Annotated in this window: 21 protein-coding genes and 7 tRNA genes; 7 read left to right on the plus strand and 21 right to left on the minus strand. The window is 62.4% G+C overall.

Annotated elements, in window-relative coordinates; all coding sequences use genetic code 11:
- Positions 1 to 46 precede the first annotated feature (46 nt).
- Entirely contained in the window at positions 47 to 691 is a 645-nt protein-coding gene (gene leuD, locus DJ563_RS13620; protein ID WP_033700544.1) for a 3-isopropylmalate dehydratase small subunit, read from the minus strand.
- On the minus strand, positions 688 to 2,121 hold the full coding sequence (gene leuC / locus DJ563_RS13625; protein WP_274098947.1) for a 3-isopropylmalate dehydratase large subunit: 1,434 nt from the start codon (positions 2,119 to 2,121) through the stop codon (positions 688 to 690). Before leuC ends, leuD begins: the two co-directional genes overlap by 4 nt.
- Positions 2,122 to 2,251: 130 nt before the next feature.
- On the opposite strand from leuC, the gene DJ563_RS13630 reads away from it, so the two are divergent.
- Positions 2,252 to 3,130 (plus strand): LysR family transcriptional regulator, encoded by an 879-nt coding sequence (locus tag DJ563_RS13630; protein WP_033700546.1) that lies wholly within the window; start codon positions 2,252 to 2,254, stop codon positions 3,128 to 3,130.
- A 61-nt stretch (positions 3,131 to 3,191) separates the two neighbouring features.
- Entirely contained in the window at positions 3,192 to 6,488 is a 3,297-nt protein-coding gene (locus tag DJ563_RS13635) for a PAS domain S-box protein (RefSeq protein ID WP_434517879.1), read from the plus strand.
- A gap of 58 nt (positions 6,489 to 6,546) precedes the next feature.
- Here DJ563_RS13635 and DJ563_RS13640 read toward each other — a convergent pair whose 3' ends face one another.
- The 12 genes from DJ563_RS13640 to gltX all read right to left on the minus strand — a co-directional run bounded on the left by DJ563_RS13640 (position 6,547) and on the right by gltX (position 12,691).
- Positions 6,547 to 6,990: an Hsp20 family protein gene (locus DJ563_RS13640; protein ID WP_033700549.1), complete on the minus strand. Its 444-nt coding sequence runs from the start codon at positions 6,988 to 6,990 to the stop codon at positions 6,547 to 6,549.
- A gap of 148 nt (positions 6,991 to 7,138) precedes the next feature.
- Positions 7,139 to 8,110: a tRNA dihydrouridine synthase gene (locus DJ563_RS13645; protein WP_033700550.1), complete on the minus strand. Its 972-nt coding sequence runs from the start codon at positions 8,108 to 8,110 to the stop codon at positions 7,139 to 7,141.
- Between the two features lie 51 nt (positions 8,111 to 8,161).
- On the minus strand, positions 8,162 to 8,596 hold the full coding sequence (locus DJ563_RS13650) for an acyl-CoA thioesterase (RefSeq protein WP_274098945.1): 435 nt from the start codon (positions 8,594 to 8,596) through the stop codon (positions 8,162 to 8,164).
- Between the two features lie 76 nt (positions 8,597 to 8,672).
- Positions 8,673 to 9,506 carry an alpha/beta hydrolase gene (locus tag DJ563_RS13655; protein WP_434517880.1) on the minus strand — a complete coding sequence of 278 codons (834 nt, stop codon included), beginning with the start codon at positions 9,504 to 9,506 and terminating at the stop codon, positions 8,673 to 8,675.
- Positions 9,507 to 9,531: 25 nt separating this feature from the next.
- Entirely contained in the window at positions 9,532 to 10,071 is a 540-nt protein-coding gene (locus DJ563_RS13660; protein WP_274098943.1) for a TetR/AcrR family transcriptional regulator, read from the minus strand.
- A gap of 163 nt (positions 10,072 to 10,234) precedes the next feature.
- Positions 10,235 to 10,310 (minus strand) — tRNA-Glu (locus tag DJ563_RS13665).
- 42 nt (positions 10,311 to 10,352) lie between these two features.
- A tRNA-Ala gene (locus tag DJ563_RS13670) sits at positions 10,353 to 10,428 on the minus strand.
- A gap of 65 nt (positions 10,429 to 10,493) precedes the next feature.
- A tRNA-Glu gene (locus DJ563_RS13675) sits at positions 10,494 to 10,569 on the minus strand.
- Positions 10,570 to 10,611: 42 nt separating this feature from the next.
- A tRNA-Ala gene (locus DJ563_RS13680) sits at positions 10,612 to 10,687 on the minus strand.
- A 53-nt stretch (positions 10,688 to 10,740) separates the two neighbouring features.
- Positions 10,741 to 10,816: transfer RNA gene (locus tag DJ563_RS13685), tRNA-Glu, on the minus strand.
- A gap of 72 nt (positions 10,817 to 10,888) precedes the next feature.
- Positions 10,889 to 10,964, minus strand: a tRNA-Ala gene (locus DJ563_RS13690).
- 245 nt (positions 10,965 to 11,209) lie between these two features.
- Complete coding sequence (gltX, locus tag DJ563_RS13695) at positions 11,210 to 12,691, minus strand: glutamate--tRNA ligase (RefSeq protein ID WP_033700555.1); 1,482 nt, start codon at positions 12,689 to 12,691, stop codon at positions 11,210 to 11,212.
- A gap of 142 nt (positions 12,692 to 12,833) precedes the next feature.
- Between gltX and DJ563_RS13700 the strand changes: the two genes are divergently transcribed.
- Positions 12,834 to 13,889 carry an HlyD family secretion protein gene (locus DJ563_RS13700; protein WP_434517881.1) on the plus strand — a complete coding sequence of 352 codons (1,056 nt, stop codon included), beginning with the start codon at positions 12,834 to 12,836 and terminating at the stop codon, positions 13,887 to 13,889.
- 49 nt (positions 13,890 to 13,938) lie between these two features.
- A complete protein-coding gene (locus tag DJ563_RS13705) occupies positions 13,939 to 15,429 on the plus strand; it encodes an MDR family MFS transporter (RefSeq protein ID WP_434519726.1) in 1,491 nt (496 codons plus the stop codon).
- 68 nt (positions 15,430 to 15,497) lie between these two features.
- Here the strand turns inward: DJ563_RS13705 and uvrB are convergent, their stop codons facing one another.
- A complete protein-coding gene (uvrB, locus tag DJ563_RS13710) occupies positions 15,498 to 17,513 on the minus strand; it encodes an excinuclease ABC subunit UvrB (RefSeq protein WP_434517882.1) in 2,016 nt (671 codons plus the stop codon).
- A gap of 288 nt (positions 17,514 to 17,801) precedes the next feature.
- Here uvrB and DJ563_RS13715 point away from each other — a divergent pair, with 288 nt between their 5' ends.
- Positions 17,802 to 18,998: an amino acid aminotransferase gene (locus tag DJ563_RS13715; protein ID WP_047583564.1), complete on the plus strand. Its 1,197-nt coding sequence runs from the start codon at positions 17,802 to 17,804 to the stop codon at positions 18,996 to 18,998.
- Positions 18,999 to 19,071: 73 nt separating this feature from the next.
- Positions 19,072 to 19,147, plus strand: a tRNA-Asn gene (locus tag DJ563_RS13720).
- Between the two features lie 56 nt (positions 19,148 to 19,203).
- Here the strand turns inward: DJ563_RS13720 and DJ563_RS13725 are convergent.
- The 5 genes from DJ563_RS13725 to DJ563_RS13745 form a co-directional block, all read right to left on the minus strand.
- Positions 19,204 to 19,620, minus strand: a complete 417-nt coding sequence (locus tag DJ563_RS13725) for a cupin domain-containing protein (RefSeq protein ID WP_274098226.1) — start codon at positions 19,618 to 19,620, stop codon at positions 19,204 to 19,206.
- A gap of 103 nt (positions 19,621 to 19,723) precedes the next feature.
- Positions 19,724 to 20,281: a DUF1285 domain-containing protein gene (locus DJ563_RS13730; protein ID WP_274098227.1), complete on the minus strand. Its 558-nt coding sequence runs from the start codon at positions 20,279 to 20,281 to the stop codon at positions 19,724 to 19,726.
- Between the two features lie 10 nt (positions 20,282 to 20,291).
- The gene (locus DJ563_RS13735) at positions 20,292 to 20,897 is read right to left on the minus strand and encodes a DUF4823 domain-containing protein (RefSeq protein WP_434517883.1); all 606 of its coding nucleotides are present in this window, start codon (positions 20,895 to 20,897) and stop codon (positions 20,292 to 20,294) included.
- A gap of 66 nt (positions 20,898 to 20,963) precedes the next feature.
- Entirely contained in the window at positions 20,964 to 21,932 is a 969-nt protein-coding gene (locus DJ563_RS13740; protein ID WP_274098228.1) for a GTP 3',8-cyclase MoaA, read from the minus strand.
- 117 nt (positions 21,933 to 22,049) lie between these two features.
- Positions 22,050 to 22,685, minus strand: coding sequence for a TetR/AcrR family transcriptional regulator (locus DJ563_RS13745; RefSeq protein ID WP_019473685.1), 636 nt, complete (start codon positions 22,683 to 22,685; stop codon positions 22,050 to 22,052).
- 72 nt (positions 22,686 to 22,757) lie between these two features.
- Between DJ563_RS13745 and DJ563_RS13750 the strand changes: the two genes are divergently transcribed.
- On the plus strand, positions 22,758 to 23,891 hold the full coding sequence (locus DJ563_RS13750; protein ID WP_274098229.1) for an aminotransferase class V-fold PLP-dependent enzyme: 1,134 nt from the start codon (positions 22,758 to 22,760) through the stop codon (positions 23,889 to 23,891).
- 233 nt (positions 23,892 to 24,124) lie between these two features.
- Here the strand turns inward: DJ563_RS13750 and DJ563_RS13755 are convergent, their stop codons facing one another.
- Entirely contained in the window at positions 24,125 to 24,907 is a 783-nt protein-coding gene (locus DJ563_RS13755) for a TatD family hydrolase (protein ID WP_033700566.1), read from the minus strand.
- Positions 24,908 to 24,924: the final 17 nt, after the last annotated feature.

Genomic DNA, 24,924 nt, shown 5'->3' on the forward strand with positions numbered 1-24,924 from the left:
AACCCGCTCCCACATCGGCAGCGTTGCCAATGTGGGAGGCGGTCAATCAGGCATCCCGGAACAGCCAGGGCTGGCTGGCGCGGTGCTTGCCTTCGAAGACTTTGATCGAATCGCTGTCCTGCAAGGTCAAGCCGATGTCGTCGAGGCCGTTGAGCAGGCAGTGCTTGCGGAAGGCATCGATCTCGAAGTGCAGCACCTTGCCATCAGGGCGGGTCACGGCCTGGGCTTGCAGGTCGACGGTCAACTGATAGCCAGGGTTGGCTTCTACCTGTTTGAACAGCTCGTCGACTTCCTCATCGCTCAAGATGATCGGCAACAGGCCGTTCTTGAAGCTGTTGTTGAAGAAGATGTCGGCAAAGCTCGGTGCGATGACACTGCGAAAACCGTATTCATCCAACGCCCAGGGCGCGTGCTCGCGGCTGGAGCCGCAACCGAAGTTCTCCCGCGCCAACAACACGCTGGCACCCTGGTAGCGTGCGTGGTTGAGCACGAATTCCTGGTTCAGCGGCCGCTTACTGTTGTCCTGGTAGGGCTGGCCGACATCCAGGTAACGCCATTCGTCGAACAGGTTGGGGCCGAAGCCGGTGCGTTTGATCGACTTGAGAAACTGCTTGGGAATGATCTGGTCGGTGTCGACGTTGGCACGGTCCAATGGCGCGACGAGGCCGGTGTGCTGGGTAAAGGCTTTCATGCTGCGCTCCCTTGGATCAACTCGCGTACATCGATGAAGTGGCCCGTCACCGCGGCGGCGGCCGCCATGGCCGGACTGACCAGGTGGGTACGGCCACCGGCACCCTGACGGCCTTCGAAGTTGCGGTTGGACGTCGACGCGCAGTGCTCGCCACTTTCCAGGCGGTCCGGGTTCATCGCCAGGCACATCGAGCAACCCGGTTCACGCCACTCGAAACCGGCTTCGAGGAAAATCTTGTCGAGGCCTTCACGTTCGGCCTGCGCCTTCACCAGGCCCGAGCCCGGAACGACAATAGCCTGCTTGACGGTGGCAGCGACCTTGCGGCCCTTGGCGATTTCGGCTGCGGCGCGCAGGTCTTCGATCCGCGAGTTGGTGCAGGAGCCGATGAATACGCGGTCGAGCTGGATATCGGTGATCGCCTGGTTGGCGGTCAGGCCCATGTACTTCAAGGCACGCTCGATCGAGCCACGCTTGACCAGGTCGGCCTCGGCGGCCGGGTCCGGCACGCGCTGGTCAACCGCCAGCACCATCTCGGGTGAAGTGCCCCAGCTGACCTGCGGCTTGATCTGCCCGGCGTCCAGCTCGACCACGGTGTCGAACACCGCGTCGTCATCGGAAACCAGGTCTTGCCAAGACGCTACCGCTTGCTCCCACTGCTCGCCCTTCGGCGCGTAGGGGCGACCTTCAACATAGGCAACGGTGGTGGCATCGGTCGCCACCAGGCCGACACGGGCACCGGCCTCGATCGACATGTTGCAGATGGTCATGCGGCCTTCCATGGACAAACCACGGATAGCGCTGCCGGCAAATTCCATGGCGTGGCCGTTGCCACCCGCGGTGCCGATCTTGCCGATAATGGCGAGGACGATGTCCTTGGCGGTGACACCGGCAGGCAATTGGCCTTCGACGCGCACCAGCATGTTCTTCATCTTCTTGGCGACCAGGCACTGGGTAGCGAGCACGTGCTCGACCTCCGAGGTGCCGATGCCGTGGGCCAAGGCGCCAAATGCACCGTGGGTGGAGGTGTGCGAGTCGCCGCAGACCACGGTCATGCCCGGCAAGGTAGCGCCCTGCTCCGGGCTGATGACGTGGACGATGCCCTGGCGCTCGTCGTTCATCTTGAATTCGACGATGCCGTACTCGTCACAGTTTTCGTCGAGGGTCTGCACCTGCAGGCGCGACACCTGGTCGACGATGGCCTCGATACCGCCCTTGCGCTCTGGCGTGGTCGGCACGTTGTGGTCGGGCGTGGCGATGTTGGTGTCGATGCGCCATGGCTTGCGGTTCGCCAGGCGCAGGCCTTCGAAGGCCTGGGGCGACGTCACTTCGTGGATGATGTGGCGGTCGATGTAGATCAAGGACGAGCCGTCATCACGGCGCTTGACCTCATGGGCTTCCCAGAGTTTGTCGTAGAGCGTTTTGCCAGCCATCAGACTGTTCCTCATCAGCGTCTTTCTATGCCAAAGACCCCTTGGCTTGTACGGACGATGCTATGGCGATAGATTGAATAACTCAAATTCATAATTTTCATGCTTTGCATAACCATCAGGAATCATAGAGATGGACCTGGCCAACCTCAGTGCTTTTATCGCCATTGCCGAAACCGGCAGCTTCTCCGGGGCCGGCGAACGCCTGCACCTGACCCAGCCTGCCATCAGCAAACGCATCGCCGGCCTCGAGCAGCAACTGGACGTGCGCCTGTTCGACCGACTGGGGCGTGAAGTGACCCTGACCGAAGCCGGCCGGGCGTTGCTGCCACGGGCCTATCAAATACTCAATGTGCTCGATGATACTCGACGCGCACTGACCAATTTGACGGGACAGGTGAGCGGTCGGCTGACCCTGGCCACCAGCCACCATATCGGTTTGCACCGCTTGCCTCCGCTTCTACGGGCCTTTACCCGGCAGTACCCCTCAGTGGCGCTGGATATTCAGTTCCTGGATTCAGAAGCGGCCTACGACGAGATTCTCCATGGTCGCGCTGAAATTGCCGTCATCACGCTGGCACCCGAGCCCCACCACCTGATCAAGGCGATCCCGGTCTGGAACGACGCTCTGGACTTCGTCGCGGCACCGGAGCATCCACTGGCCAGCAACCACGCGGTCAGTCTGGCCGATGTCGCCCGCCACCCGGCGGTGTTCCCGGGCGGCAACACCTTTACCCACCACATCGTCCAGCGCCTGTTCGAAAGCCAGGGGCTGACGCCGAACATCGCCATGAGCACCAACTACCTGGAAACCATCAAGATGATGGTTTCCATTGGCCTGGCCTGGAGCGTGCTGCCCCGCACCATGCTCGACGATCAGGTTGCACCCATCGCTTTACCCGGCATACAGCTGTCGCGCCAGCTAGGCTACATACTGCACACGGAGCGAACGCTATCGAATGCGGCGAGGGCCTTCATGGCCCTGCTCGACAGTCACGCAGGGTCCGCCTGACCGGTCGTCAGTTCGGCATTTCCAACTCAAGGACGCCTCAAACGCCAAAGGTCTGGTACCAATGCCCAAATCAGCAAACCGCTTTCCGCGCCTGCCGCGTATCTCTGCGGCCGACCCTCAGGAATCCGAGCAGGCCTGGCAGAACGCCCCACAGCTGCTGGCCGCGCTCAACGGTGCCCACCTGGGGGCCTGGCTGTGGGACATCGAAACCGGTCGGGTCAGCTGGTCACGCGGCACCCAGGCGTTGTTCGGCTTCGACCCGCAACGCCCGCTGCCCAACGACATCGATTACCTTGACCTGCTGCCCGAGGAAGACCGCGCGCGCACCCGCCAGTTGTTCCAGGCAGTGGTCAACGGCGAGCCCGTGGAGCAGGCCATGCGCCACCGCATCCGCTGGCCGGATGGCAGCCTGCATTGGCTGGAGATAAACGGCAGCCTGACCCACGACCGCCACGGCCGGCCGCAGATGATCGGGGTGATCCGTGAGATCACCCGCCAGCGCGAGCGGGAAACGGCGCTGATCAACTCGGAAAAACGCTTCGCCACGCTGTTTCACCTGAGCCCCAATGCCATCCTGCTGACCCGTCGCCACGACGGCATGATCTTCGAGGTCAACCAGCATTTCGAGGACATGTTCGGCTGGCCGGGCAGCCAGGTGATCGGCAAGACCAGCCTGGAGCTGGGCCTGTGGGTGCACCCCGAGCAACGCCAGCAGATGCTCGACGCCACCCGCGCCAGCAGCGGCCCGCTGAACCTGGAGGTGCAGTTTCGGGCCAGCAACGACAAGGTGCATGACGGCATCCTCTGCACCCAGGGCATCGAACTGGAGGGCGTGACCTTTCTGCTCAGCACCTTCGTCGACACCACCGAGCGCAAGCGCGCCGAGCAGGCCCTCAAGGACAGCCAGGAGCGACTCGATCTGGCCCTGGATTCGGCGCAGCTGGGCACCTGGGACTGGCACATCCCCAGCGGCATGCTGTATGGCTCGGCCCGCGCGGCGCAACTGCACGGTCTTGACCCCATCCCTTTCCACGAGTCCTTCGATGCCTTTTTCGAAGGTGTGCCGGAGCAAGAGCGCAACGTCATGCGCCAGGCCTACCGCAGCCTGCGCGAAGGGCCAGCGGGCAATTACCAGATCACCTACCGGGTACAGTTGGAGAACGGCACTTCGCGTTATATCGAAAGCCGTGCGCGGCTGTACCGGGACGACCAGGGCAACCCCCTGCGCATGGCCGGCACCCTGCTGGACATCACCGACCAGGTAGAGCGCGAACAGCGCCTGAGCGCCTCGGAAGAAAAGTTCGCCAGCCTGTTCCAGGTCAGCCCCGACCCGATCTGCGTGACCCGCCAGGACACCGGCCAGTTCATCGAGATCAACCCGGCCTTCACCCAGACCTTCGGCTGGAACGCCGACCAGGTGATCGGCCGCACCGCCGAGCAAATCGGCCTGTGGGCCGAGTCCATCGAACGCGCGCAACGCATCGAGCGGGTGATCCGCGAACAGGCCCTGAGCAACGTGGCCGTAGTGGTCAACCACCGCAACGGCTCACCCTTGACCTGCGTGATATCCAGCTGCCTGATCAGTGTCGATGACCAGCCCTGCAGCGTCACCACCCTGCGCGACATCACCCAGCAGCAACGCGCCGAAGCGGCGCTCAAGTCCAGTGAAGAGAAGTTCGCCAAGGCCTTCCACTCCAGCCCCGACGCCATCACCATCACCGAGCGCTACAGCGGCCGCTACCTGGAAATCAACGACGGGTTCTGCCGGCTGACCGGCTACAGCGCAGCCGAAGTGGTCGGGCGCAGCGTTTACGAGCTGGGCATCTGGGCCGACGACAAGCAACGCAACGCCCTGCTCGCCGAGCTCAAGGAACGGGGCCGGGTGCACCATCGGGAGATGCTCGGGCGCAACAAGCGCGGCGATATCCTCACCGTCGAAGTGTCGGTGGAACCGATTACCCTGAACGAGACCGACTGCCTGCTGCTGACCGCCCGCGACGTCAGCCAGCTGAAGAATGCCCAAGCGCAGATCCGCCACCTGGCGTACCACGACCCGCTGACCAACCTGCCCAACCGCGCCCTGCTGATGGACCGCCTGAGCCAGCAGATCGCCCTGCTCAAACGCCACAACCTGCGGGGTGCGCTGCTGTTTCTCGACCTTGATCACTTCAAGCACATCAACGATTCGCTCGGCCACCCGGTGGGCGACGCCGTGCTGAAGATCATCACCGCGCGCCTGGAGGCCAGCGTGCGTCTGGAAGACACCGTGGCGCGGCTGGGCGGCGACGAGTTCGTGGTGCTGCTCAGCGGCCTGGAGGGCAGCCGCGAACAGGTCGAAAGCAAGGTGCGCGATCTGGCCGATACCCTGCGCGAACTGTTGGCCGAACCGATGTCGCTGGATGGCCAACGCCTGCAGGTGACGCCCAGCATCGGCGTGGCGCTGATACCCGATCACGGCACTACCCCGGCCGACCTGCTCAAACGCGCCGATATTGCCCTGTACCGGGCCAAGGACTCCGGGCGCAACACCACCCAGCTGTTCCACACCACCATGCAAAAGGCCGCCAGCGAGCGCTTGCGCATGGAAAACGACCTGCGCCTGGCGCTGGCCCGGGGTGAGCTGGCCCTGCACTTCCAGCCCCAGGTGGATGCCCGCGACAACCGTATTGTCGGTGCCGAGGTGCTGCTGCGCTGGCACCACCCGCAACTCGGCCAGCAGCCGCCGGCGCAGTTCATCCAGGTGCTGGAAGAAAGCGGGCTGATCCTGGAAGTGGGCAGTTGGATTCTCGACGAAGCCTGCGACGCGTGCGCGCACATGCTCATGGATGGGTTGATCGACGCTGATGACTTCAGCCTGTGCGTGAACATCAGCCCGCGGCAGTTCCGCCAGAACGATTTCGTCGGGCGGGTCCTGCGCAGCCTGGACGACTACCGCCTGCCACGGCAAATGCTCAAGCTCGAGATCACCGAAGGCATCGTCATCCAGAACCTCGAAGACACCATCAGCAAGATGCGCGAACTGAAGAGGCACGGGGTGAGCTTTGCCATGGACGACTTCGGCACGGGCTATTCGTCACTGACTTACCTCAAGCGTTTGCCGGTGGATGCCCTGAAGATCGACCAGACCTTCGTGCGCGATGCGCCGATCGACCCCAATGACGCCGAAATCGTCCGCGCCATCGTCGCCATGGCCCACAGCCTGGACCTGGCGGTGATCGCCGAAGGGGTGGAGTTGACCGAACAACTGGCGTTTCTCGAGCAGTTGGGCTGCCACTTGTACCAAGGGTATCTGCACAGCCGGCCACTGCCGTTGCCGGAGTTCCGCCAGATGTTGCTAGAGGCACCGGCAGATTTCTGATGCCGGAATGCGAAAAGGGCACCCTGGGGTGCCCTTCTCGTTACCGACCGGCTGACAGTTAGTTCAGCGCTGGCTTGTCGCCATTGATCGGGATGCGCTTGGCTTTGGCTTCTTCAGGCACGATGCGCAGCAGGTCGATGCTGAGCAAGCCATTGGCCAGGCCAGCGGCCTTGACCTCGATGTGGTCGGCCAGGCGGAACGACAGCTTGAAGGCGCGCTGGGCGATGCCCTGGTGCAGGTAGGTCACCTCAGCGGCGCTGCTGTCGCGTTTGCCACCGGAGACGGTCAGGACACCTTTTTCGACCTGCAGGTCGAGGTCCTGCTCCTGGAAACCGGCAGCGGCAACCACGATGCGGTAGTGGTCTTCGCCATGTTTTTCCACGTTGTAGGGCGGGTAGCTGCTACCGGCCTCGTTACGTGCCGCGGATTCGAACAGGTCGTTGAAACGGTCGAAACCAACGGAATGACGGAACAGTGGAGCGAGAGAGAAAGCGGTAGTCATGGTCATAAACTCCTGAGATTCAGCAAGTAAGTCACTACGCGACCCGACTTCGGCATCGCGTACTCAAAAGATATGGCCGGTGAACCGGCTTTCAAGAGGGGCTACGAAAAAATTTTCTGTTTTTCCGCTTTTACTGCAAAGCGGCAGATCAGGCCACGCATGCCTCGAAGGCCTGCGCCTCAACCCCCAGCAAGCGGCTGATGCGCGCGCAATCATCTTCCCGACGCAGCTCGGCAAACAGCACCACCGCCTCCGGGTAGCTGCGGGTCAGCATCGCCAGCCACTGCTTCATCCGCCCCGGCGCATAGCGCGGGGACAGCTTGGCCTGGGCCTGGCGCCAGAATTCGCGCAGCAGCGGCAGCAGGTCATCCCAGCTCATGGGCTGGTACGCCCGGCCGTCGCGGGCAGCGGCGATCTGCAGGCCCAGGTCGGGCCGCGACACCAGCCCGCGCCCCAACATGATGTGCTCGGCACCACTGACCTCGCGGCAGCGGCGCCAGTCGTCCACGGTCCAGATCTCGCCGTTGGCGAACACTGGCACCTTGACCACATCCTGCACCCGCGCCACCCATTCCCAATGAGCCGGCGGCTTGTAGCCCTCGACTTTGGTCCGCGCATGCACCACCAGGTGCGCCGAACCGCCCTCGGCCAGGGCCGTGGCGCACTCCAGTGCACCGTCGGGGCTGTCGAAGCCCAGGCGCATCTTTGCAGTGACCGGGATGTCCGCCGGTACCGCCCGGCGCACCTCGCGGACGATGGCATGCAGCAACTCAGGCTCCTTGAGCAGCACCGCGCCGCCACGCGACTTGTTCACGGTCTTGGCCGGGCAGCCGAAATTCAGGTCGATTACCGGTGCCCCCAGCTCACAGGCCAGCGCAGCGTTCTCGGCCAGGCACACCGGGTCAGAGCCCAGCAGTTGCACACGCATCGGTACGCCGGCCGCAGTCCTTGCGCCCTGGCGCAACTCAGGCGCCAGCTTGTCGAACGAGGAAGGCGGCAACAGGCGGTCGCACACCCGGATGAACTCGGTGACGCACCAATCGATGCCACCCACTCGGGTCAGGACGTCGCGCAGGATGTTGTCGACCAGCCCCTCCATCGGGGCCAGGGCAATTTGCATGTGTGGGTCTCGGCGGGAAAAGGCGGCAGTCTAGCAAAAAACCGTACGCCTTCAGGCACCGATCAGCGCTTGGCCATAACCCTCGATAAATTCGACCGGCATGCGCTTGGGCTTGCCGCTGGACAACTCGATACAGGCGAAGGTGGTCTGCGCCCGCAGCAGGGTCACACCATCGCGTGGGCGCTTGAGCTGGAAGCGGCGGGTCATGCGCAGGCGTTGGTCCCAGTCGATGATCCAGGTTGCCAGTTGCAGCTCGTCGTCTTCGTAGCCGGCGGCCAGGTAGTCGATTTCGTGGCGTACCACGGCCATGGCGCGGTCCAGACGCCGGTATTCGGCCAGGTCCAGGCCCAGGCGCTGGGAATGGCGCCAGGCACAACGTTCGAGCCAAGTGACGTAGGCGGCGTTGTTGGCGTGGCCGAGGCCGTCGATGTCTTCGCTGCCGACGCGCAGGTCGATGATGAAGGGTGTTGCCAGGTCCCAGCTCATGCGCGCTCCTGAGAGGTTTCTTTGGGGGAGATTGCGGCGCTTTGCGCTCCACGGTCCTGGCGAGTGTAACGGATGCTCAGGCGCTTTGCCGCGCCGGCGCACTGGCACGGCTCAACAGCTCGAGCACCGCCTCGCCCAGACGCGGGTCGGCCAGCACCCGTTGGTGCCCGCCCTCCTCCAACAGCATCAGGCGGCTGTCGAACCAGGCCTTGTGGATGATCTGGGCCTCGTCGGCGGCCACCAGGCCATCGTCAGCGGCATGCACCACCAAGCCTGGCAGCTCCAGTTGATAACCACTGACGTCCAGGCGTGCGATCTGCATCCCGACATCCCGCTCGACCTGGCGAATGAATGCTGCCCGCGCCCGCGCCGGCAGCCCCAGGTGATGGGCGAAGCCGCGCAACACGCCGAGCAATTGCGCCGGTGCCGCGATGCTCACCGCCGCCTCGGCGCGCAAGCCCATCTGCAGCGCCAGCAGCACACTGGCACCGCCCATGGAATGCCCGATCACTGCACGCAGCGGCGGCAGCTCGGCCGCCGCTTCCAGCAGCGCGCGGGCAAACAGCACCACGTGAGCCTGATGGCCAGGCGAACGCCCATGCGCCGGCCCCTCCAACGAAACCACCGTGTGCCCAGCCTGGACCAGGGTTTCGATCAACGCGGCAAACTGCGTGGGGCGCCCCTCCCAGCCGTGCATCAGCAATACCGTCGGGCCCTTGCCCCAGCGCAACGCCGAAAGCCCGAAGCGCAGGGTGATGCGCTCGGCCTTGGCCAGCAGCGGCAGTTCCCACGCTCTTGGCGGCAGCGTGCGCGGGGTCATGAAGGCGCGGCGCATCCTGCCGGCCACATGCTCCGGCGCCAGGTGGCCCAGGGTGCCATTGATGCCACGAATCCAGCTCAGGGTAGTCATCGCCTTGCTCCCGCCTTGTGGTTATTCAGATCACCGCCGACTTGGCGGCACGCAATACACGGTCGGACAGCTCGCCAGTGCCCAGGGCACGCGCCAGGGCCAGGCCACCGACCATCAGTGCAAGGTCGGCCAGGGCTTTGTCGATGTCTTCGGGGCGATCGACCATTTTCGCGGTCATCAGCTCGATGTGCTCGGCCAGCACCTCGCGGAACACCTCTGGCAACCGCTGCATCTCGCCCAGGGCGTTGGGCAGCGGGCAGGCATGAACTTCAGCGTCGCGGTGCTTGCGCGAGAGGTAGAACGCCGACACCAAGGCGCGGCGTGCTTCGCCATCCAGGCTAGGGTCGACCTGGGCCAGCAAGGCCCGCCGCTCGCCCAGCAACTGGCGGAACGCTTCGAGCATCAGCTCGTCCTTGCTGTCGAAATGGGCATAGAACCCCCCGACGGTCAGCCCGGCGGCGCCCATGACTTGGCTGACGCTCGGCTCTGCCGGGCCATGTTGAATCAAGGCACTGCGCGCTGCCTCGAGAATCCGGTCGCGGGTCTTGCTCTTTTTGTCGTTCATGGCCACCTCAAATATTATGCTCGTAATATTATAGGCGTAATATTTTTTGGCAAGCGAAATCCTCAGCCACCTGTCGGTGCCGGGAATATTCGGAGGGGAAAAAACAAAAGGCCCATTCAATAAGCGAATGAGCCTTTAAAGTCCCGCAAAACGCGGGTAAACATGGCGTCCCCTAGGGGACTCGAACCCCTGTTACCGCCGTGAAAGGGCGGTGTCCTAGGCCACTAGACGAAGGGGACGTAACCTTCGTGCCGGTTCATTTTCACAAACCGCGGCAAAATTGGTGGAGCTAAGCGGGATCGAACCGCTGACCTCCTGCATGCCATGCAGGCGCTCTCCCAGCTGAGCTATAGCCCCGAAAACAAAAGGCTCATCCAATATACGAATGAGCCTCTTTAAGCCCCGCAAAACGCGGGTAAAAGTGGCGTCCCCTAGGGGACTCGAACCCCTGTTACCGCCGTGAAAGGGCGGTGTCCTAGGCCACTAGACGAAGGGGACGTAACCTTCGTGCCGGTCCGTTTTCACGTACCGCGGCAAAATTGGTGGAGCTAAGCGGGATCGAACCGCTGACCTCCTGCATGCCATGCAGGCGCTCTCCCAGCTGAGCTATAGCCCCGGATTTCTAGCCTCTCGGCCCAGCGACATAATGAAACATCGCTTGTGCAAAACTGGCGTCCCCTAGGGGACTCGAACCCCTGTTACCGCCGTGAAAGGGCGGTGTCCTAGGCCACTAGACGAAGGGGACGAACCTTCTTACCTTCAAGACCCGGTTGCTGGACCCGGTCTTGCTTATCAGCCTTGGCTGCTAAGCGGAATTTGGTGGAGCTAAGCGGGATCGAACCGCTGACCTCCTGCATGCCATGCAGGCGCTCTCCCAGCTGAGCTATAGCCCCACAATGTCGCTCTGAGCAGAATCGCTGGCTGGGTGGCTGGCGTTTCGTTTCACTCATCGCTGTGGACGGGGCGCATATTAAGATCGGATTGCACGGCTGTCAAACGAATTTTTGAAATTATTCAAAAGTTTTTTCACAGATAACAATCACTTACCGCCCTGCCCTTTGTTCTCCCATGGTTTTCTAAGCATTTGAACCTGTGGTAACGGGCAAGCCTGCGCCCACAGGTTCGCGCTAACGCCACGTCAGGCGATAGTCGCCAGCAGCTTTTCCCACTCTTTGTTTTCTTTCTTCGACACGCCACCGAGCAGGTCCAGGGCCTGGCGCAAGCGGTAGCGCGTCAGGTCCGGGCCGAGAATTTCCATGGCATCGAGCACCGACACCGAGCTGGCCTGGCCAGTAATGGCGGCAAACATCAGCGGCATGGCGTCACGCAGCTTCAGCTCCAACGCCTCGACCACCGCCTGGATGCAGCCGGTAATGCGGTCCTTCTCCCACTGGCGCAGGCTTTCAAGCTTCCACAGGATCAACTGGATGACCTGACGCACCTGGTCGCCCGACAGCTTTTTGCTCTCGAACAGCTTGGCATCAAGCTTCAGCGCGCCTTCGAAGAAGAAACCACCCAGCGGTGCAACCTGGCTGAAGGTTTCGACCCGGCCCTGCACGTGCGGGGCGATCTTCATCATGTAGTCGCTGTTGAACGCCCATTTCTGCAGGCGCGTGGCGAATTCTTCGACCGGCAGCTCACGCAGCCACTGGCCATTGAGCCAGGACAGTTTCTCGATGTCGAAGATCGGCCCACCAAGCGAAATGCGCGACAGGTCGAAGTGCTCGACCATCTCGTCCAGGGAGAACTTCTCGCGCTCGTCCGGCATCGACCAACCCATGCGGCCGAGGTAGTTGAGCATCGCCTCGGGCATGAAGCCCATGCGCTCGTAGAAGGTCACCGAGGTCGGGTTCTTGCGCTTGGACAGCTTGGACTTGTCCGGGTTACGCAGCAGCGGCATGTAGCACAGCTTCGGCTGCTCCCAGCCAAAGTACTCGTACAGCTTGATCAGCTTCGGAGCCGACGGCAGCCACTCTTCGCCACGCAGAACGTGGGTGATGCCCATCAGGTGGTCGTCGACCACGTTGGCCAGGAAGTAGGTCGGCAGGCCGTCGTTCTTCATCAGCACCTGCATGTCCATGCGGTCCCACGGGATTTCGACGTCACCGCGCAGCATGTCCGGTACCACGCAGATGCCTTCGCTCGGCACCTTCATGCGGATCACGTGGGGCTCGCCGGCGTCCAGGCGGCGCTGGACTTCCTCGGCGCTCAGCAACAGGGCACGGCCGTCGTAGCGCGGGGTCTCGCCACGGGCCATCTGCTCGGCGCGCATCTGCTCCAGCTCTTCGGCGGTGCAGAAGCAGTAGAACGCGTGGCCGGCATCGACCAGTTGCTTGGCGTACTGGGCGTAGATCTCGCCACGTTCGCTCTGCCGGTAAGGGCCGTGCGGGCCACCGACGTCCGGGCCTTCGTTCCATTCGATGCCGAGCCAGCGCAGGGCGTCGAAGATCTGCTGTTCCGACTCGCGGGTGGAGCGCAGTTGGTCGGTATCTTCGATGCGCAGGATGAACTCACCGCCGTGCTGCTTGGCAAAGCAGTAGTTGAACAAGGCGATGTAGGCGGTGCCGACATGGGGGTCGCCCGTGGGCGATGGCGCGATGCGCGTGCGTACGGTGGTCATGGAAGGTCTCGAACGAAAGATGAAACAAAGGCGGGATGTTAGCAGGGAGCAGGCACCCGGCTCCAGCAATGGCGCGAACGACACTTGTCGAAGGGCCGTCGGTCGCTGTTAAATTTGCTTACATTTCTGGAACCATAGTCTCATGCCTGCTCAACTCAAACGCCGCCTGCTGATCTTTTTCGTCGTGGTGGCAACCATCGCCCTCGCCTTCCTGGCCCACTGGTATTTCAAGGGGCGCTTTTACGAAAGTACCGACAACGCTTACGTTCAAGGCGAAATCACTCGTATTTCCAGCCAACTCGGTGCACGCATCGATGACGTACGCGTGCAGGACAACCAGCACGTCGTCAAAGGCGAACTGCTGGTGCGCCTGGAAGCCGCCGACTTCCAGCTCGCCGTCGAGCGCGCCCGTGCAGCGTTGGCCACCCGTGAAGCGGAGCACGTACAGGCCGAAAGCCGCCTGACGCAACAGGGCAGCCTGATTGCCGCTGGCCAGGCCCAGGTCGCCGCCAACCAGGCCACGCTCGACCGCTCACGCCTGGACCTCAACCGCGCAGAGGCCCTGCGCAAGCCTGGTTTCGTGTCCGAAGAGCGGGTTACCACACTCTCGGCAGAACGCCACGTGGCCAGCTCCCAGGTCGACAAGGCGCGCGCCGATTTACAAGGCCAGCGCCAGCAGGTCAATGCCCTGGCTGCCGAGCTCAAACGCCTCGACGCGCAGATCGCCAATGCACGCGCCGACCTTGCCCAAGCCGAATTGAACCTGACCCGCTGCGAGATCCGCGCCCCGATCAGCGGCACCATCGGCCAGCGCAACGCGCGCAACGGCCAGGTGGTGCAGGCCGGCGCCTACCTGCTGTCGATCGTGCCCGACGAAGACATATGGGTGCAGGCCAACTTCAAGGAAACCCAGATTGGCCGCATGCAACCTGGCCAGCGCGCCGAGTTGCTGTTCGACAGCTACCCGGACACGCCTGTCGAAGGCCGGGTCAACAGTCTGTTCGCAGCCTCCGGCGCCCAGTTCAGCCTGCTACCACCCGACAACGCCACCGGTAACTTCACCAAGGTGGTGCAGCGCATTCCGGTGAAGCTGACCTTCAGTGCCGACAACCCGCTGCGCGGCCGCATCCGCCCCGGCATGTCGGTTACCGCCACCGTCGATATCCGCGCCGAGGACGATGGCCGCAATGGCCGGTGATCAACTGCTCAGGCCCACTGCCGAGCCGAGCCGGCGCGACTGGATTGCGGTGATGAGCGTAATGCTCGGCGCCTTCATGGCGGTACTGGACATCCAGATCACCAACGCTTCGCTCAAGGACATCCAGGGCGCGCTTTCCGCGACCCTGGAAGAGGGCTCTTGGATCTCCACCTCCTACTTGGTTGCAGAGATCATCATGATCCCGCTGACCGCCTGGCTGGTGCAGCTGCTATCCGCCCGGCGCCTGGCGGTGTGGGTTTCGGCCGGTTTTCTGCTGTCGTCGCTGCTCTGCTCCATGGCCTGGAACCTGGAGAGCATGATCATGTTCCGTGCCTTGCAGGGCTTTACCGGCGGCGCCTTGATCCCTCTCGCGTTCACCCTTACCCTGATCAAACTGCCTGAGCACCACCGCGCCAAGGGCATGGCCATGTTCGCCATGACCGCCACCTTCGCGCCTTCGATCGGCCCGACCTTGGGGGGCTGGCTGACCGAGAACTGGGGCTGGGAGTACATCTTCTACATCAACATCCCGCCAGGCCTGGTGATGATCGCGGGCATGCTGTATGGGCTGGAAAAGAAAGAAGCACACTGGGAACTGCTGAAAAGCACCGACTATGCCGGCATCGTCACGCTCGGCGTGGGCCTGGGCTGCCTGCAGGTTTTCCTCGAGGAGGGCCATCGCAAGGATTGGCTGGAATCGAACCTGATCGTCAGCCTGGGCACGGTCGCCCTGATCAGTCTGATTACCTTTGTGATCCTGCAGTTTTCCAAGCCGCACCCTTTGATCAACCTGCGCATCCTGGGCAATCGCAATTTCGGCCTGTCGAGCATCGCCAGCTTGGGCATGGGCGTCGGGCTGTACGGTTCGATCTACTTGTTGCCGCTGTACCTGGCGCAGATCCAGGGCTACAACGCCCTGCAGATCGGCGAAGTGATCATGTGGATGGGCGTGCCGCAGCTGTTTCTGATCCCGCTGGTGCCCCTGCTGATGAAGGTGATTTCGCCGAAGATACTTTGCGCGATTGGCTTCTGCCTGTTCGGCGCCGCCAGCTTTGGCTCGGGGGTGCTCAACCCGGACTTTGCGGGGCCACAGTTCAATCAAATCCAGATCATTCGGGCACTGGGGCAACCGATGATCATGGTGACCATTTCGCTGATCGCCACCGCTTACATTCAGCAGCAGGATGCCGGGTCGGCGTCGAGCCTGTTCAACATCCTGCGCAACCTGGGAGGCGCCATCGGCATCGCGCTGCTTGCCACCTTGCTGGATGCACGAACCAAGGTGTACTTCGACTACCTGCGCGAGTCACTGGTGCCGAGCAATCCGCAGGTGGCAGAGCGCCTGGCACAGCTGGCCGAGCGCTTGGGCAGCGATACGGCGGCGCTGGGCAAGCTCAGTGAAATCACCCATCAGCAGGCGCAGATCATGGCGTACAACGACGCCTTCCATTTTGTCGGGATCGGCTTGGCGGTGAGCATGGTGGCGGTGTTGCTGACGCGCAAGCTGCCGGAGGGGTTGAAGGCTGGCGAAGCGCACTGAATGGGCGTTGGCTGCACTGGCCTCTTCGCGGCTAATGCCGCGAAGAGGCCAGTGCAGGTGGCGAAGCATCAGCTGGTAATCAGCCGCTCGCGCAACTGGGTAATCTCGTCGCGCAACTGCGCTGCTGCCTCGAACTCCAGGTCGCGGGCGAACTGCATCATCTTCTCTTCCAGCTGCTTGATACGCTTGGTGATCTCGCCCGGCGTGCGCAGCTCTGCCTCGTAGCGGGCGCTCTCCTCCGCGGCCTTGGCCATGCCTTTGCGCTTTTTGCTGCGCGAGCCAGGCACCGTGGCACCTTCCATGATATCGGTGATGTCCTTCACCACCCCCTTGGGCACGATACCGTTGGCCAGGTTGAAGGCAATCTGTTTCTCCCGACGCCGCTCGGTCTCGTCGATGGCCCGCTGCATCGAGCCAGTCATCTGGTCGGCGTAGAGGATGGCCCGGCCATTGAGGTTACGCGCAGCCCGGCCGATGGTCTGGATCAGTGACCGCTCGGAACGCAGGAAGCCTTCCTTGTCGGCATCGAGGATCGCCACCAGCGACACTTCCGGCATGTCCAACCCCTCACGCAGCAGGTTGATGCCCACCAGCACATCGAAGGTACCCAGGCGCAGGTCGCGGATGATTTCTACCCGTTCGACGGTGTCGATGTCCGAGTGCAGGTAGCGCACTCGCACGTCGTGATCGGCCAGGTAATCGGCGAGGTCTTCGGCCATGCGTTTGGTCAGCGTGGTCGCCAGCACCCGTTCGCCGGCCTCGACACGCTTGCGGATCTCCGACAACAGGTCATCGACCTGGGTCAGCGCCGGGCGGATTTCTACCTGAGGGTCGACCAGACCGGTCGGCCGCACCACCTGCTCGACCACCCGCCCGGCATGTTCCGCTTCATAAGGGCCGGGGGTTGCCGAAACGAAAATGGTCTGCGGGCTGACCGCCTCCCATTCATCGAAACGCATGGGCCGGTTGTCCAGCGCCGAGGGCAGGCGAAAACCGTACTCGACCAGGGTTTCCTTGCGCGAGCGGTCGCCCTTGTACATGGCGCCGACCTGGGGAACGCTGACGTGCGATTCGTCGATCACCAGCAGCGCATCCGCTGGCAGGTAATCGTAGAGGGTGGGTGGCGGTGCGCCCGAGGGGCGCCCGGACAGATAGCGGGAGTAGTTTTCGATGCCGTTGCAGTAGCCCAGCTCGAGGATCATCTCCAGGTCGAAACGGGTGCGCTGCTCCAGCCGCTGCGCTTCCACCAGTTTGTTGCCCTTGTGCAGGTATTCGAGGCGGTCCTTGAGTTCCTCCTTGATGCCCTCGACCGCACCCAGCAGCGTTTCGCGCGGGGTGACGTAATGGCTCTTGGGGTAGAAGGTGAAACGCGGCAGCTTGCGAAAGACCTCACCGGTGAGTGGGTCGAAAGCTGCGATGTTTTCCACCTCGTCATCGAACAACTCGATACGGATGGCTTCAAGGTCGGACTCGGCCGGGAACACGTCGATCACATCGCCCCGCACGCGGAAGGTGGCACGGGCGAAATCCATCTCGTTGCGGGTGTACTGCAGGTCGGCCAGGCGGCGCAGCAAGGCGCGCTGGTCGAGCTTGTCGCCGCGGTCCACGTGCAGGACCATTTTCAGGTAGGTTTCGGGGCTACCCAGGCCATAGATGCACGACACGGTGGTGACGATGATCGCGTCACGCCGCTCGAGCAATGCCTTGGTCGCCGACAGGCGCATCTGCTCGATGTGGTCGTTGATCGACGCGTCCTTCTCGATGAAGGTGTCGGACGACGGCACATAGGCTTCGGGCTGGTAGTAGTCGTAGTAGGAAACGAAGTACTCGACCGCGTTGTTCGGGAAAAACGCCTTGAACTCGCCATACAACTGCGCGGCCAGGGTCTTGTTAGGCGCCAGCACCAGGGTCGGGCGCTGCACCTGCTGGATGACGTTGGCAATGCTGAAGGTCTTGCCCGAGCCGGTCACCCCAAGCAGCGTCTGGTGCGACAGCCCGGCCTCGATGCCTTCGACCATCTGGCGAATGGCTTCGGGCTGATCGCCGGCCGGCTGGAAACGGGTGACGAGCTGGAACTCGGACATGAGGGACCTCGCGGTGCTGCAGCAACTGTAAATTTAGCCAGTAGTCTATACCCAAATGCGCCCATTCGGGGCCGGTTTCAAGCCCCGGGTGTGAACGCTTATTGCTGTGGACACGGCAAATAGACCAATGGTCAAAAAATATTTGCGCAAATGCCTGGAAAAGCTGTGCCAGAGTGTCGCAGTGACCGGTCGGTATCACTATACTGACTCCCCGTTTGTGCACCGCTTCAGTGCATTCGGGCTGGAGCGTGTACGTCCTATCACTCTCCATTCAGAGCCAAGGTAACAATGAGCCTGTTTTCCGCTGTCGAGCTGGCACCCCGCGACCCTATTCTGGGCCTCAACGAAGCATTCAACGCTGATCCACGTACCGACAAGGTCAACCTTGGCGTGGGCGTCTACTGCAATGAGGAAGGCCGCATTCCGCTGCTGCGCGCCGTGATCGAAGCCGAGACCCAGCGTGCTGCCCAGCATGCCTCGCGCGGCTATTTGCCGATCGACGGCATCGCCACCTATGACCAGGCCGTGCAAAAGCTGCTGTTCGGCGCCGAGTCGCCGCTGCTGGCCGCCGGCCGTGTCGTCACTGTGCAAGCCGTTGGCGGCACCGGTGCTCTGAAGATTGGCGCCGATTTCCTCAAGCGCCTGTCGCCCAACGCCGTGGTGGCCATCAGCGACCCAAGCTGGGAAAACCACCGCGCGCTGTTCGAGACCGCAGGTTTCCCGGTACAGAACTACCGCTACTACGACGCCCCGAGCCACGACGTCAACCGCGCCGGCATGCTCGAAGACCTGAACAGCCTGCCGTCCGGCTCGATCATCGTCCTGCACGCCTGCTGCCATAACCCGACCGGCGTCGACCTGACCCTGGACGACTGGAAAAACGTCCTTGAAGTGGTCAAGGCCAAAGGCCACGTGCCATTCCTCGACATGGCCTACCAGGGCTTCGGTGACGGCATCGCCGAAGACGCCTTCGCCGTACGCCTGTTCGCCGAGTCGGGCCTGGACTTCTTCGTCTCCAGCTCGTTCTCCAAATCGTTCTCGCTGTATGGCGAGCGCGTGGGCGCACTGTCGATCGTGACCGGCTCCAAGGACGAAAGCACCCGCGTGCTGTCGCAGGTCAAGCGCGTGATCCGCACCACCTACTCCAACCCGCCGACCCATGGCGCGACCATCGTCGCCACCGTGCTCAACAACGATGAACTGCGTCAGATGTGGGAAGACGAGCTGGGTGAAATGCGCCAGCGCATCCACGGCATGCGCAAGCAGATGGTCGAGCTGTTGGCCACTTACGGTGCCAAGCGCGACTTCAGCTTCGTCGGCCGCCAGGTTGGCATGTTCTCGTACTCGGGCCTGACCGTTGAGCAGGTCGCGCGCCTGAAGAACGAGTTTGGCATCTATGCGCTGGACACTGGCCGTATCGCGGTAGCGGCACTGAACCAGAGCAACATCCACGTGGTCACCAAGGCCATCGTCGAAGTGCTGTAACTGTTTGATTCTGCTCTAGTTTACCGAGGGGCAGCTTGACTTCCCCTTGGTGATCAGTAAGATGGACGCAGATTCCGCGATAGCTCAGTCGGTAGAGCAAATGACTGTTAATCATTGGGTCCCTGGTTCGAGTCCAGGTCGCGGAGCCAAACACTGAAAACCTCCAGTTGCGCAAGCACTGGAGGTTTTTTCATTTCCGGGCCTGCTACTGCTGCAGCGGCTCGGTCACAGGCTTGCCTTCATCCACCAGGCTCCACACCAAGAGCTTGGCAGGCCGGCTTTTACTGGCATTGCGCGACACGCTGTGCACGGTCCCAGGCGCCTCGTACCAGTACTCGCCGGCCTTGTAGGTCTTTTCTTGCTCATCATTGAGCTTTGATACCACCGCACCTTCCAATACGTAGGCCATGACTGCCCCTGGGTGCTGGTGGGCGGGCGACGCCTGGCCGGGGGCATAGCTGACGGTGAGCATCACCGCCTTTTTACCGGGGGCGTTGCTGGGCAGTTTTTCTTGCAGTACCTGGACCTGATCGGGGGCATCGCCATGCGCCCAGGCGGGGATATGGCCGGCGAGCAGGCCAATGCTGATGAGCGAGGCAATGGCAAAAGATGAGGGTTTCATGGGCTACTCCTGATTGGCGACTGCCAGCAGGTTAGGCCCGGTGGTGCCTGGGGAAAATGGCCAATGCAGCGAAAAACAAGGAGGCCTATTACGGCCCCTGATCTCAGATACGCCCGATCAGATAGAACTCACCCTGGCTCCAGACCCCTAACCACTCCTCGCCCTCAATGATGCGCGGCACCGCCAGCTCGACCAGCTGGTAAAACACATTGCGATGAATCAGCGCATCGAGGTTGCTGCGCATCAGCACATAGGGTGAAGGCTCCTGGGTAACAGGATCGATCTCGACCCGCAACGGATTAGCCGGGCCCGCCTCGACCTGGTCATCGACATTGCTGGTAAAGCGCAGCACCTGTTGCTCACCACTGCCCAGCACCTCCAGGGCAATCGCGACAAAGGGCGCATCATCGACACGGATACCGACCTTCTCCACCGGTGTGATCAGGAAGTAGTCATCACCATCGCGGCGAATGATCGTGGAAAACAGCCGCACCATCGGCTTGCGCCCGATTGGCGTACCTAGGTAATACCAGGTGCCATCGCGGGCGATACGCATGTCGATGTCGCCGCAAAAGTCCGGGTTCCACAGATGCACCGGCGGCAGCCCCTTTGCTTTGGGGATCTGTGCCAGAAGATCATTGGCCTTGCCGGAATCGCTCATCACACTTGCCTCATTCGCTCATGCCCAGAAGGCTACGAGCGTACTCGCGCATCGGCGCGGCAAGCAAATCTTCCGGCGTGTTGTCGTGGAACGTCAACAAACCGCCACGGCTCTTGATGCGGGCCGTGTCGATCAGGTAGCGGGTATTGGTTTCGATGAGCATCATCTGCACGACCCCGGTATCCCAACCCAGGCGGTCGACCGCCTGCTCGTCATACCACTCGTCACCGTTGCCGATACGGTCGTCGGTGCGCGCGAAACGGGTGTACAGCACATAGTCCGCGCCCACCGACCGCGCCTCGGCAATCGCTTCTTCCAGGCCAAGCGGGCCTTGGGCGCGGCGCACCAGCGGGAAATACTCGACGAAACTCTTGAACGCCTCGTCGGCCACCACATTTTGCCGCGGCAACGGGCCTTTACCGGGGGGCATGAACGCGCCCTGGCCAATGAAAATGAACGAGTCGGGCTGCAGGCGGATCGACAGGGTCCGGCGGGTATCGCTGTGGTCGAGCAGACCGGCATCGCTCATGTGGTAACGGACGCCCTCGCCCATATCGCTGACATTCATGCAGCCGCCCAACGCCATCAGCGCCAGCAGCAAGACCAGGCTACGCATCTTTCCTCCAGTGGCCGGCGACGAAAAACCGGCGAATAGCCGGCGGATGCAGCTTTTGCGCCAGACTCAGCCGCCGATCACCTTCATCACTGTCACCCCCCCGGAAAACGCCACATCCTGCTTGTCTGCCAAGGCCTTGACCAGCAGCCGCTGCAAGGCGGGAAGCGCTTGATGACGCGGCTTTTCCAACAGGTCGCCGACAAAGTGGCGATTGCTCGACGACAAGCAGCCATGCAGCCAACCGGTGGATGACAAACGCAGCCGCGAACAACTCCGGCAGAACGGCACGCTCTCGTTGGCGATCACACCGAAATGGCCTTTACCGGGGACCTGGTAGCGCAGGGCAGTGGCATCCACCGCCGCGTCCACCTGCTCGTAGGCATGCTCGGCGCCGATCAGCCCGAGCAAGTGGTCAAGGCCAACGAACTGCTGCAGGAAAGCATTGCGGTCATTGGCCAGATGGCCCATGCGCATGAGCTCGATGAAGCGCAGCTCAAACCCCCGCGCCAGGCAGTAATCGAGCATCGGCAGAACCTGGTCGAGGTTCTGGCCGCGCATCGGCACCATGTTCACCTTGATCTGCATACCCTGCGCGCTGGCTTGTTGCATGCCCGTCAGCACGCTGGCAAGGTCGCCACCGCGGGCGATGCGGCGAAAGGCCAGTGGGTCCAGGGTATCGAGGGAAACATTCAGGCGGCGGATGCCTGCTGCGCGTATCTGTGGCAACTTGCGCGCAAGCAACTGGCCGTTGGTGGTCAGCGAGATATCGTCGAGGGGGAGCTTGGCCACGGCAGCCAGAAAATCGTCCAGCCTAGGGCTGACCAACGGCTCGCCACCGGTAATGCGCAAACGCTCGATGCCAGCGGCTTCAATCAGGTAGGCAACGCCCCGCGCCAGCGCCTCGGCAGGCAACTCGTGCTGGGCCGCCACCAGGCGCTTGCCATCGGGCACGCAGTAGGTACAGGCATAGTTACAGGCAGCCGTCAGGCTGACACGCAGGTTGCGAAAGCGCCTGCCTTGACGATCGACAATCATGGATGACTCCGGCATGGATGAAGCGGGGCTGGCAAAACCTGACTCATAAATCAGGTTTTTGCAAGCCCCTTGTTCATGCCGGGTCAACTGCAAGGGCCCCGCAGCGGCCCTGCTCTGTCAGTTGGCGGGTTCTGGGTCGCGTTTGCGCTTGTTACCCATGCGTACGCCGATGTCCATGAGGAACTGGAAGAAACCTTCCTGATCTTCGAGCACGTTGCTCCAGAACGGCGAGTGGTACAGCGCCACGGCGCCATGCACCAAGGCCCAGGCCGCGCAATAGTGGAAGTACGGCGGTACGTCTTCGAGCTTGCCTTCGCTGATACGGCCCTTGATCAGCTGGGTCAGGCGATCGAAGTTGGAGGCGCGGATGCTGTGCAGCTGCTCGACCATCTCCGGCACTTGATTGCCCTTGACCACCTTTTCTTCCAGGCGGTCGAACAGCCGGTAGCGCTGCGGATCGCGCATGCGGAACTCGAAGTAGGCGCGCGACAGGGCTTCCTTGTCACGGTCAACGTCGGCCGAATGCAACAGCTCGTTCAAATCGCGCTCGTAGTCGAGCATCAGGCGCAGGTAGATCTCCGCCTTGGACTTGAAGTGCTTGTAGATCGTGCCTTTGCCGATACCCACGGCGTCGGCGATCATCTCGACGGTGACGCTGTCTTCACCCTGTTCGAGAAACAGCTTGAGCGCCGTATCGAGGATTTCCTGTTCGCGACGGCGAAACTCACGGACCTTACGAGGTTCTTTCTGCATAGGAAGGACTGGTTGACGATCGAAGCGGTTTATTATGCCTAACTTGCGGGAAATTGCACGGATCATCCAACCATGTCTATGTTTCACGATGAGTTCGATCAAGCCCCGGGGCTGCGCTACCTGAACCACGCGGCCATCGCCCCCTGGCCACGCCGGGCTGCCGAGGCGGTGGCACGCTTTGCCCGCGACAACGTTTGCCTGGGTGCCAGCGAGTACCCGACCTGGCTGGCGACCGAGCGGCGCCTGCGCGAGCGGCTGGCGCGGCTGATCCACGCCCCCTCGCCCGGCGACATCGCCCTGGTGAAGAACACTTCCGAAGGGCTGTCACTGGTCGCTTTTGGCCTGGACTGGGCGCACGGCGACCAGGTGGTGATCAGCGACGAGGAATTCCCCTCCAACCGAGTCGTATGGGAAGCCCTGGCCGACCGTGGCGTGCAGGTGATCCAGGCCAGCCTGGCAGGGCCCGACCCCGAGGCCACGTTGCTGGCGGCCTGCGGGCCACGCACCCGCTTGCTGGCGATCAGCGCCGTGCAATTCGGCAGCGGCCTGCGCCTTGACCTGGCGCGCCTGGGTGAGGGTTGTCGGGTACGCAATGTGCTGTTCTGCGTCGACGCCATCCAGCAGGTCGGCGCCCTGCCCTTCGACGTGCAGCGCTTTCAATGCGATTTCGCCATGGCCGATGGCCACAAGTGGATGCTCGGACCCGAGGGGTTGGGGCTGTTCTATTGCCGCGCCGAAATACGCCCGCAGCTTGAGCTCAATGCGTATGGCTGGCACATGCTGGAGCACCTGGGCGATTTCGAGCGGCGCCAATGGCAGCCGGCGCGTAGCGCGCGGCGTTTTGAATGTGGTAGCCCGAACATGCTCGGTGCCTGCGCACTGGAGGCGAGCCTTTCGCTGCTGGAGGAGGTCGGGATCAGCACGGTAGCGCAGCGCTTGCAGCAGCGCGTGGCGCAGTTATATCAAGGCTTGGCCGCGGTGCCTGGCGTTTTGCTGCAGACACCCGCTGATCCCGACAGACGGGCGGGCATCGTCACATTCAGTATCAAAGGGCAGGATAGCGTGCAGATTCAAAAGGCATTGATGGCTGAGCGCACAATTTGTGCCCTAAGGGGCGCTGGCGTGCGATTTTCACCGCATTTCTATACCAGCGAGCAGCTAATTGACGAAGCTGTGCAGCAGGTTCGCCGGCTGGCCATGCATTGAGAGCGGCGATGGATACCGGGCGTATTCCAAATCTGTTTAAAAAACGACCAATAGGGACTGGCACTGTGCCAAACCTGACCAATACTTGAACTGTTGGCGCGGCGCATCCCCCCCAAGTGGCGCGCCGATAAAGGTGCTCAGGGACCGCGTACCTTTGTTTTACTCCTAATGGTCTTAACCCGGATTCCCTCCCCCAGAACCCGGGTTTTTTTTGCCTGTTTGAAGGGGTGCCCTCAGACCACACGTGCCAAGGGGAACAAGCGCTTGAAGTTCGCCGTGGTCTGCTCCGCCAACTGCTCATAACTGGCCCCACGCAACGAGGCGACATACTCGGCCACTTCGCGCACGTACTGCGGCAGGTTCGGCTTGCCCCGATACGGAATCGGCGCCAGGTAAGGCGAATCCGTTTCCACCAGCAGCCGGTCGACCGGCACTTGGCGTGCCACCTCACGCAACGCGTCAGCATTGCGGAAGGTGACGATGCCCGACAACGAAATGTAATAGCCCAGGTCCAGTGCCGCCTTGGCCATATCCCAGTCTTCCGTGAAGCAGTGCAGCACACCGGCCTGAGGCAGGTTAGCCTCGCGCAGCAGCGCGAGGGTATCGGCCCGCGCTGCACGGGTATGCACGATCACCGGTTTGCCGGTCTGGCGCGAGGCCTCCAGGTGCAGGCGAAACGATGCCTGCTGCAACTCGGCCGCTTCCGGCTCGTAGTGGTAGTCCAGGCCGGTTTCGCCGATCGCCACAACATGCGGGTGCGCCAACTCACGCAACAGCCACTCCAGCGCAGGGGTCTCGCCCGGCGCCAGGTCCAGTGGATGCACCCCCACCGAGCAGTCGACATCGGCGTACTGTTCACTCAGGGCCTTGACCGCCCCGGCGTTGTCGGCACTGACGCCAATGCACAGAAAATGCCCGACCCCGCGTTCGCGCGCAGCCTGCAGGGCAGCATCGAGCGAGCCCTGGTGGGCACTCAGGTCAAGACGGTCAAGGTGGCAATGGGAATCTACGAGCATGGGATAACGGCACACAT

Source organism: Pseudomonas sp. NFX1, assembly GCF_051123555.1.
Taxonomy (GTDB): domain Bacteria; phylum Pseudomonadota; class Gammaproteobacteria; order Pseudomonadales; family Pseudomonadaceae; genus Aquipseudomonas; species Aquipseudomonas capeferrum.

Coding starts and splice junctions, on each gene's coding strand:
- leuD (WP_033700544.1), bottom strand. CDS start 691: ATGAAAGCCTTTACCCAGCACACCGGCCTCGTCGCGCCATTGGACCGT.
- leuC (WP_274098947.1), bottom strand. CDS start 2,121: ATGGCTGGCAAAACGCTCTACGACAAACTCTGGGAAGCCCATGAGGTC.
- DJ563_RS13630 (WP_033700546.1), top strand. CDS start 2,252: ATGGACCTGGCCAACCTCAGTGCTTTTATCGCCATTGCCGAAACCGGC.
- DJ563_RS13635 (WP_434517879.1), top strand. CDS start 3,192: ATGCCCAAATCAGCAAACCGCTTTCCGCGCCTGCCGCGTATCTCTGCG.
- DJ563_RS13640 (WP_033700549.1), bottom strand. CDS start 6,990: ATGACTACCGCTTTCTCTCTCGCTCCACTGTTCCGTCATTCCGTTGGT.
- DJ563_RS13645 (WP_033700550.1), bottom strand. CDS start 8,110: ATGCAAATTGCCCTGGCCCCGATGGAGGGGCTGGTCGACAACATCCTG.
- DJ563_RS13650 (WP_274098945.1), bottom strand. CDS start 8,596: ATGAGCTGGGACCTGGCAACACCCTTCATCATCGACCTGCGCGTCGGC.
- DJ563_RS13655 (WP_434517880.1), bottom strand. CDS start 9,506: ATGACTACCCTGAGCTGGATTCGTGGCATCAATGGCACCCTGGGCCAC.
- DJ563_RS13660 (WP_274098943.1), bottom strand. CDS start 10,071: ATGAACGACAAAAAGAGCAAGACCCGCGACCGGATTCTCGAGGCAGCG.
- gltX (WP_033700555.1), bottom strand. CDS start 12,691: ATGACCACCGTACGCACGCGCATCGCGCCATCGCCCACGGGCGACCCC.
- DJ563_RS13700 (WP_434517881.1), top strand. CDS start 12,834: ATGCCTGCTCAACTCAAACGCCGCCTGCTGATCTTTTTCGTCGTGGTG.
- uvrB (WP_434517882.1), bottom strand. CDS start 17,513: ATGTCCGAGTTCCAGCTCGTCACCCGTTTCCAGCCGGCCGGCGATCAG.
- DJ563_RS13715 (WP_047583564.1), top strand. CDS start 17,802: ATGAGCCTGTTTTCCGCTGTCGAGCTGGCACCCCGCGACCCTATTCTG.
- DJ563_RS13725 (WP_274098226.1), bottom strand. CDS start 19,620: ATGAAACCCTCATCTTTTGCCATTGCCTCGCTCATCAGCATTGGCCTG.
- DJ563_RS13730 (WP_274098227.1), bottom strand. CDS start 20,281: ATGAGCGATTCCGGCAAGGCCAATGATCTTCTGGCACAGATCCCCAAA.
- DJ563_RS13735 (WP_434517883.1), bottom strand. CDS start 20,897: ATGCGTAGCCTGGTCTTGCTGCTGGCGCTGATGGCGTTGGGCGGCTGC.
- DJ563_RS13740 (WP_274098228.1), bottom strand. CDS start 21,932: ATGATTGTCGATCGTCAAGGCAGGCGCTTTCGCAACCTGCGTGTCAGC.
- DJ563_RS13745 (WP_019473685.1), bottom strand. CDS start 22,685: ATGCAGAAAGAACCTCGTAAGGTCCGTGAGTTTCGCCGTCGCGAACAG.
- DJ563_RS13750 (WP_274098229.1), top strand. CDS start 22,758: ATGTCTATGTTTCACGATGAGTTCGATCAAGCCCCGGGGCTGCGCTAC.
- DJ563_RS13755 (WP_033700566.1), bottom strand. CDS start 24,907: ATGCTCGTAGATTCCCATTGCCACCTTGACCGTCTTGACCTGAGTGCC.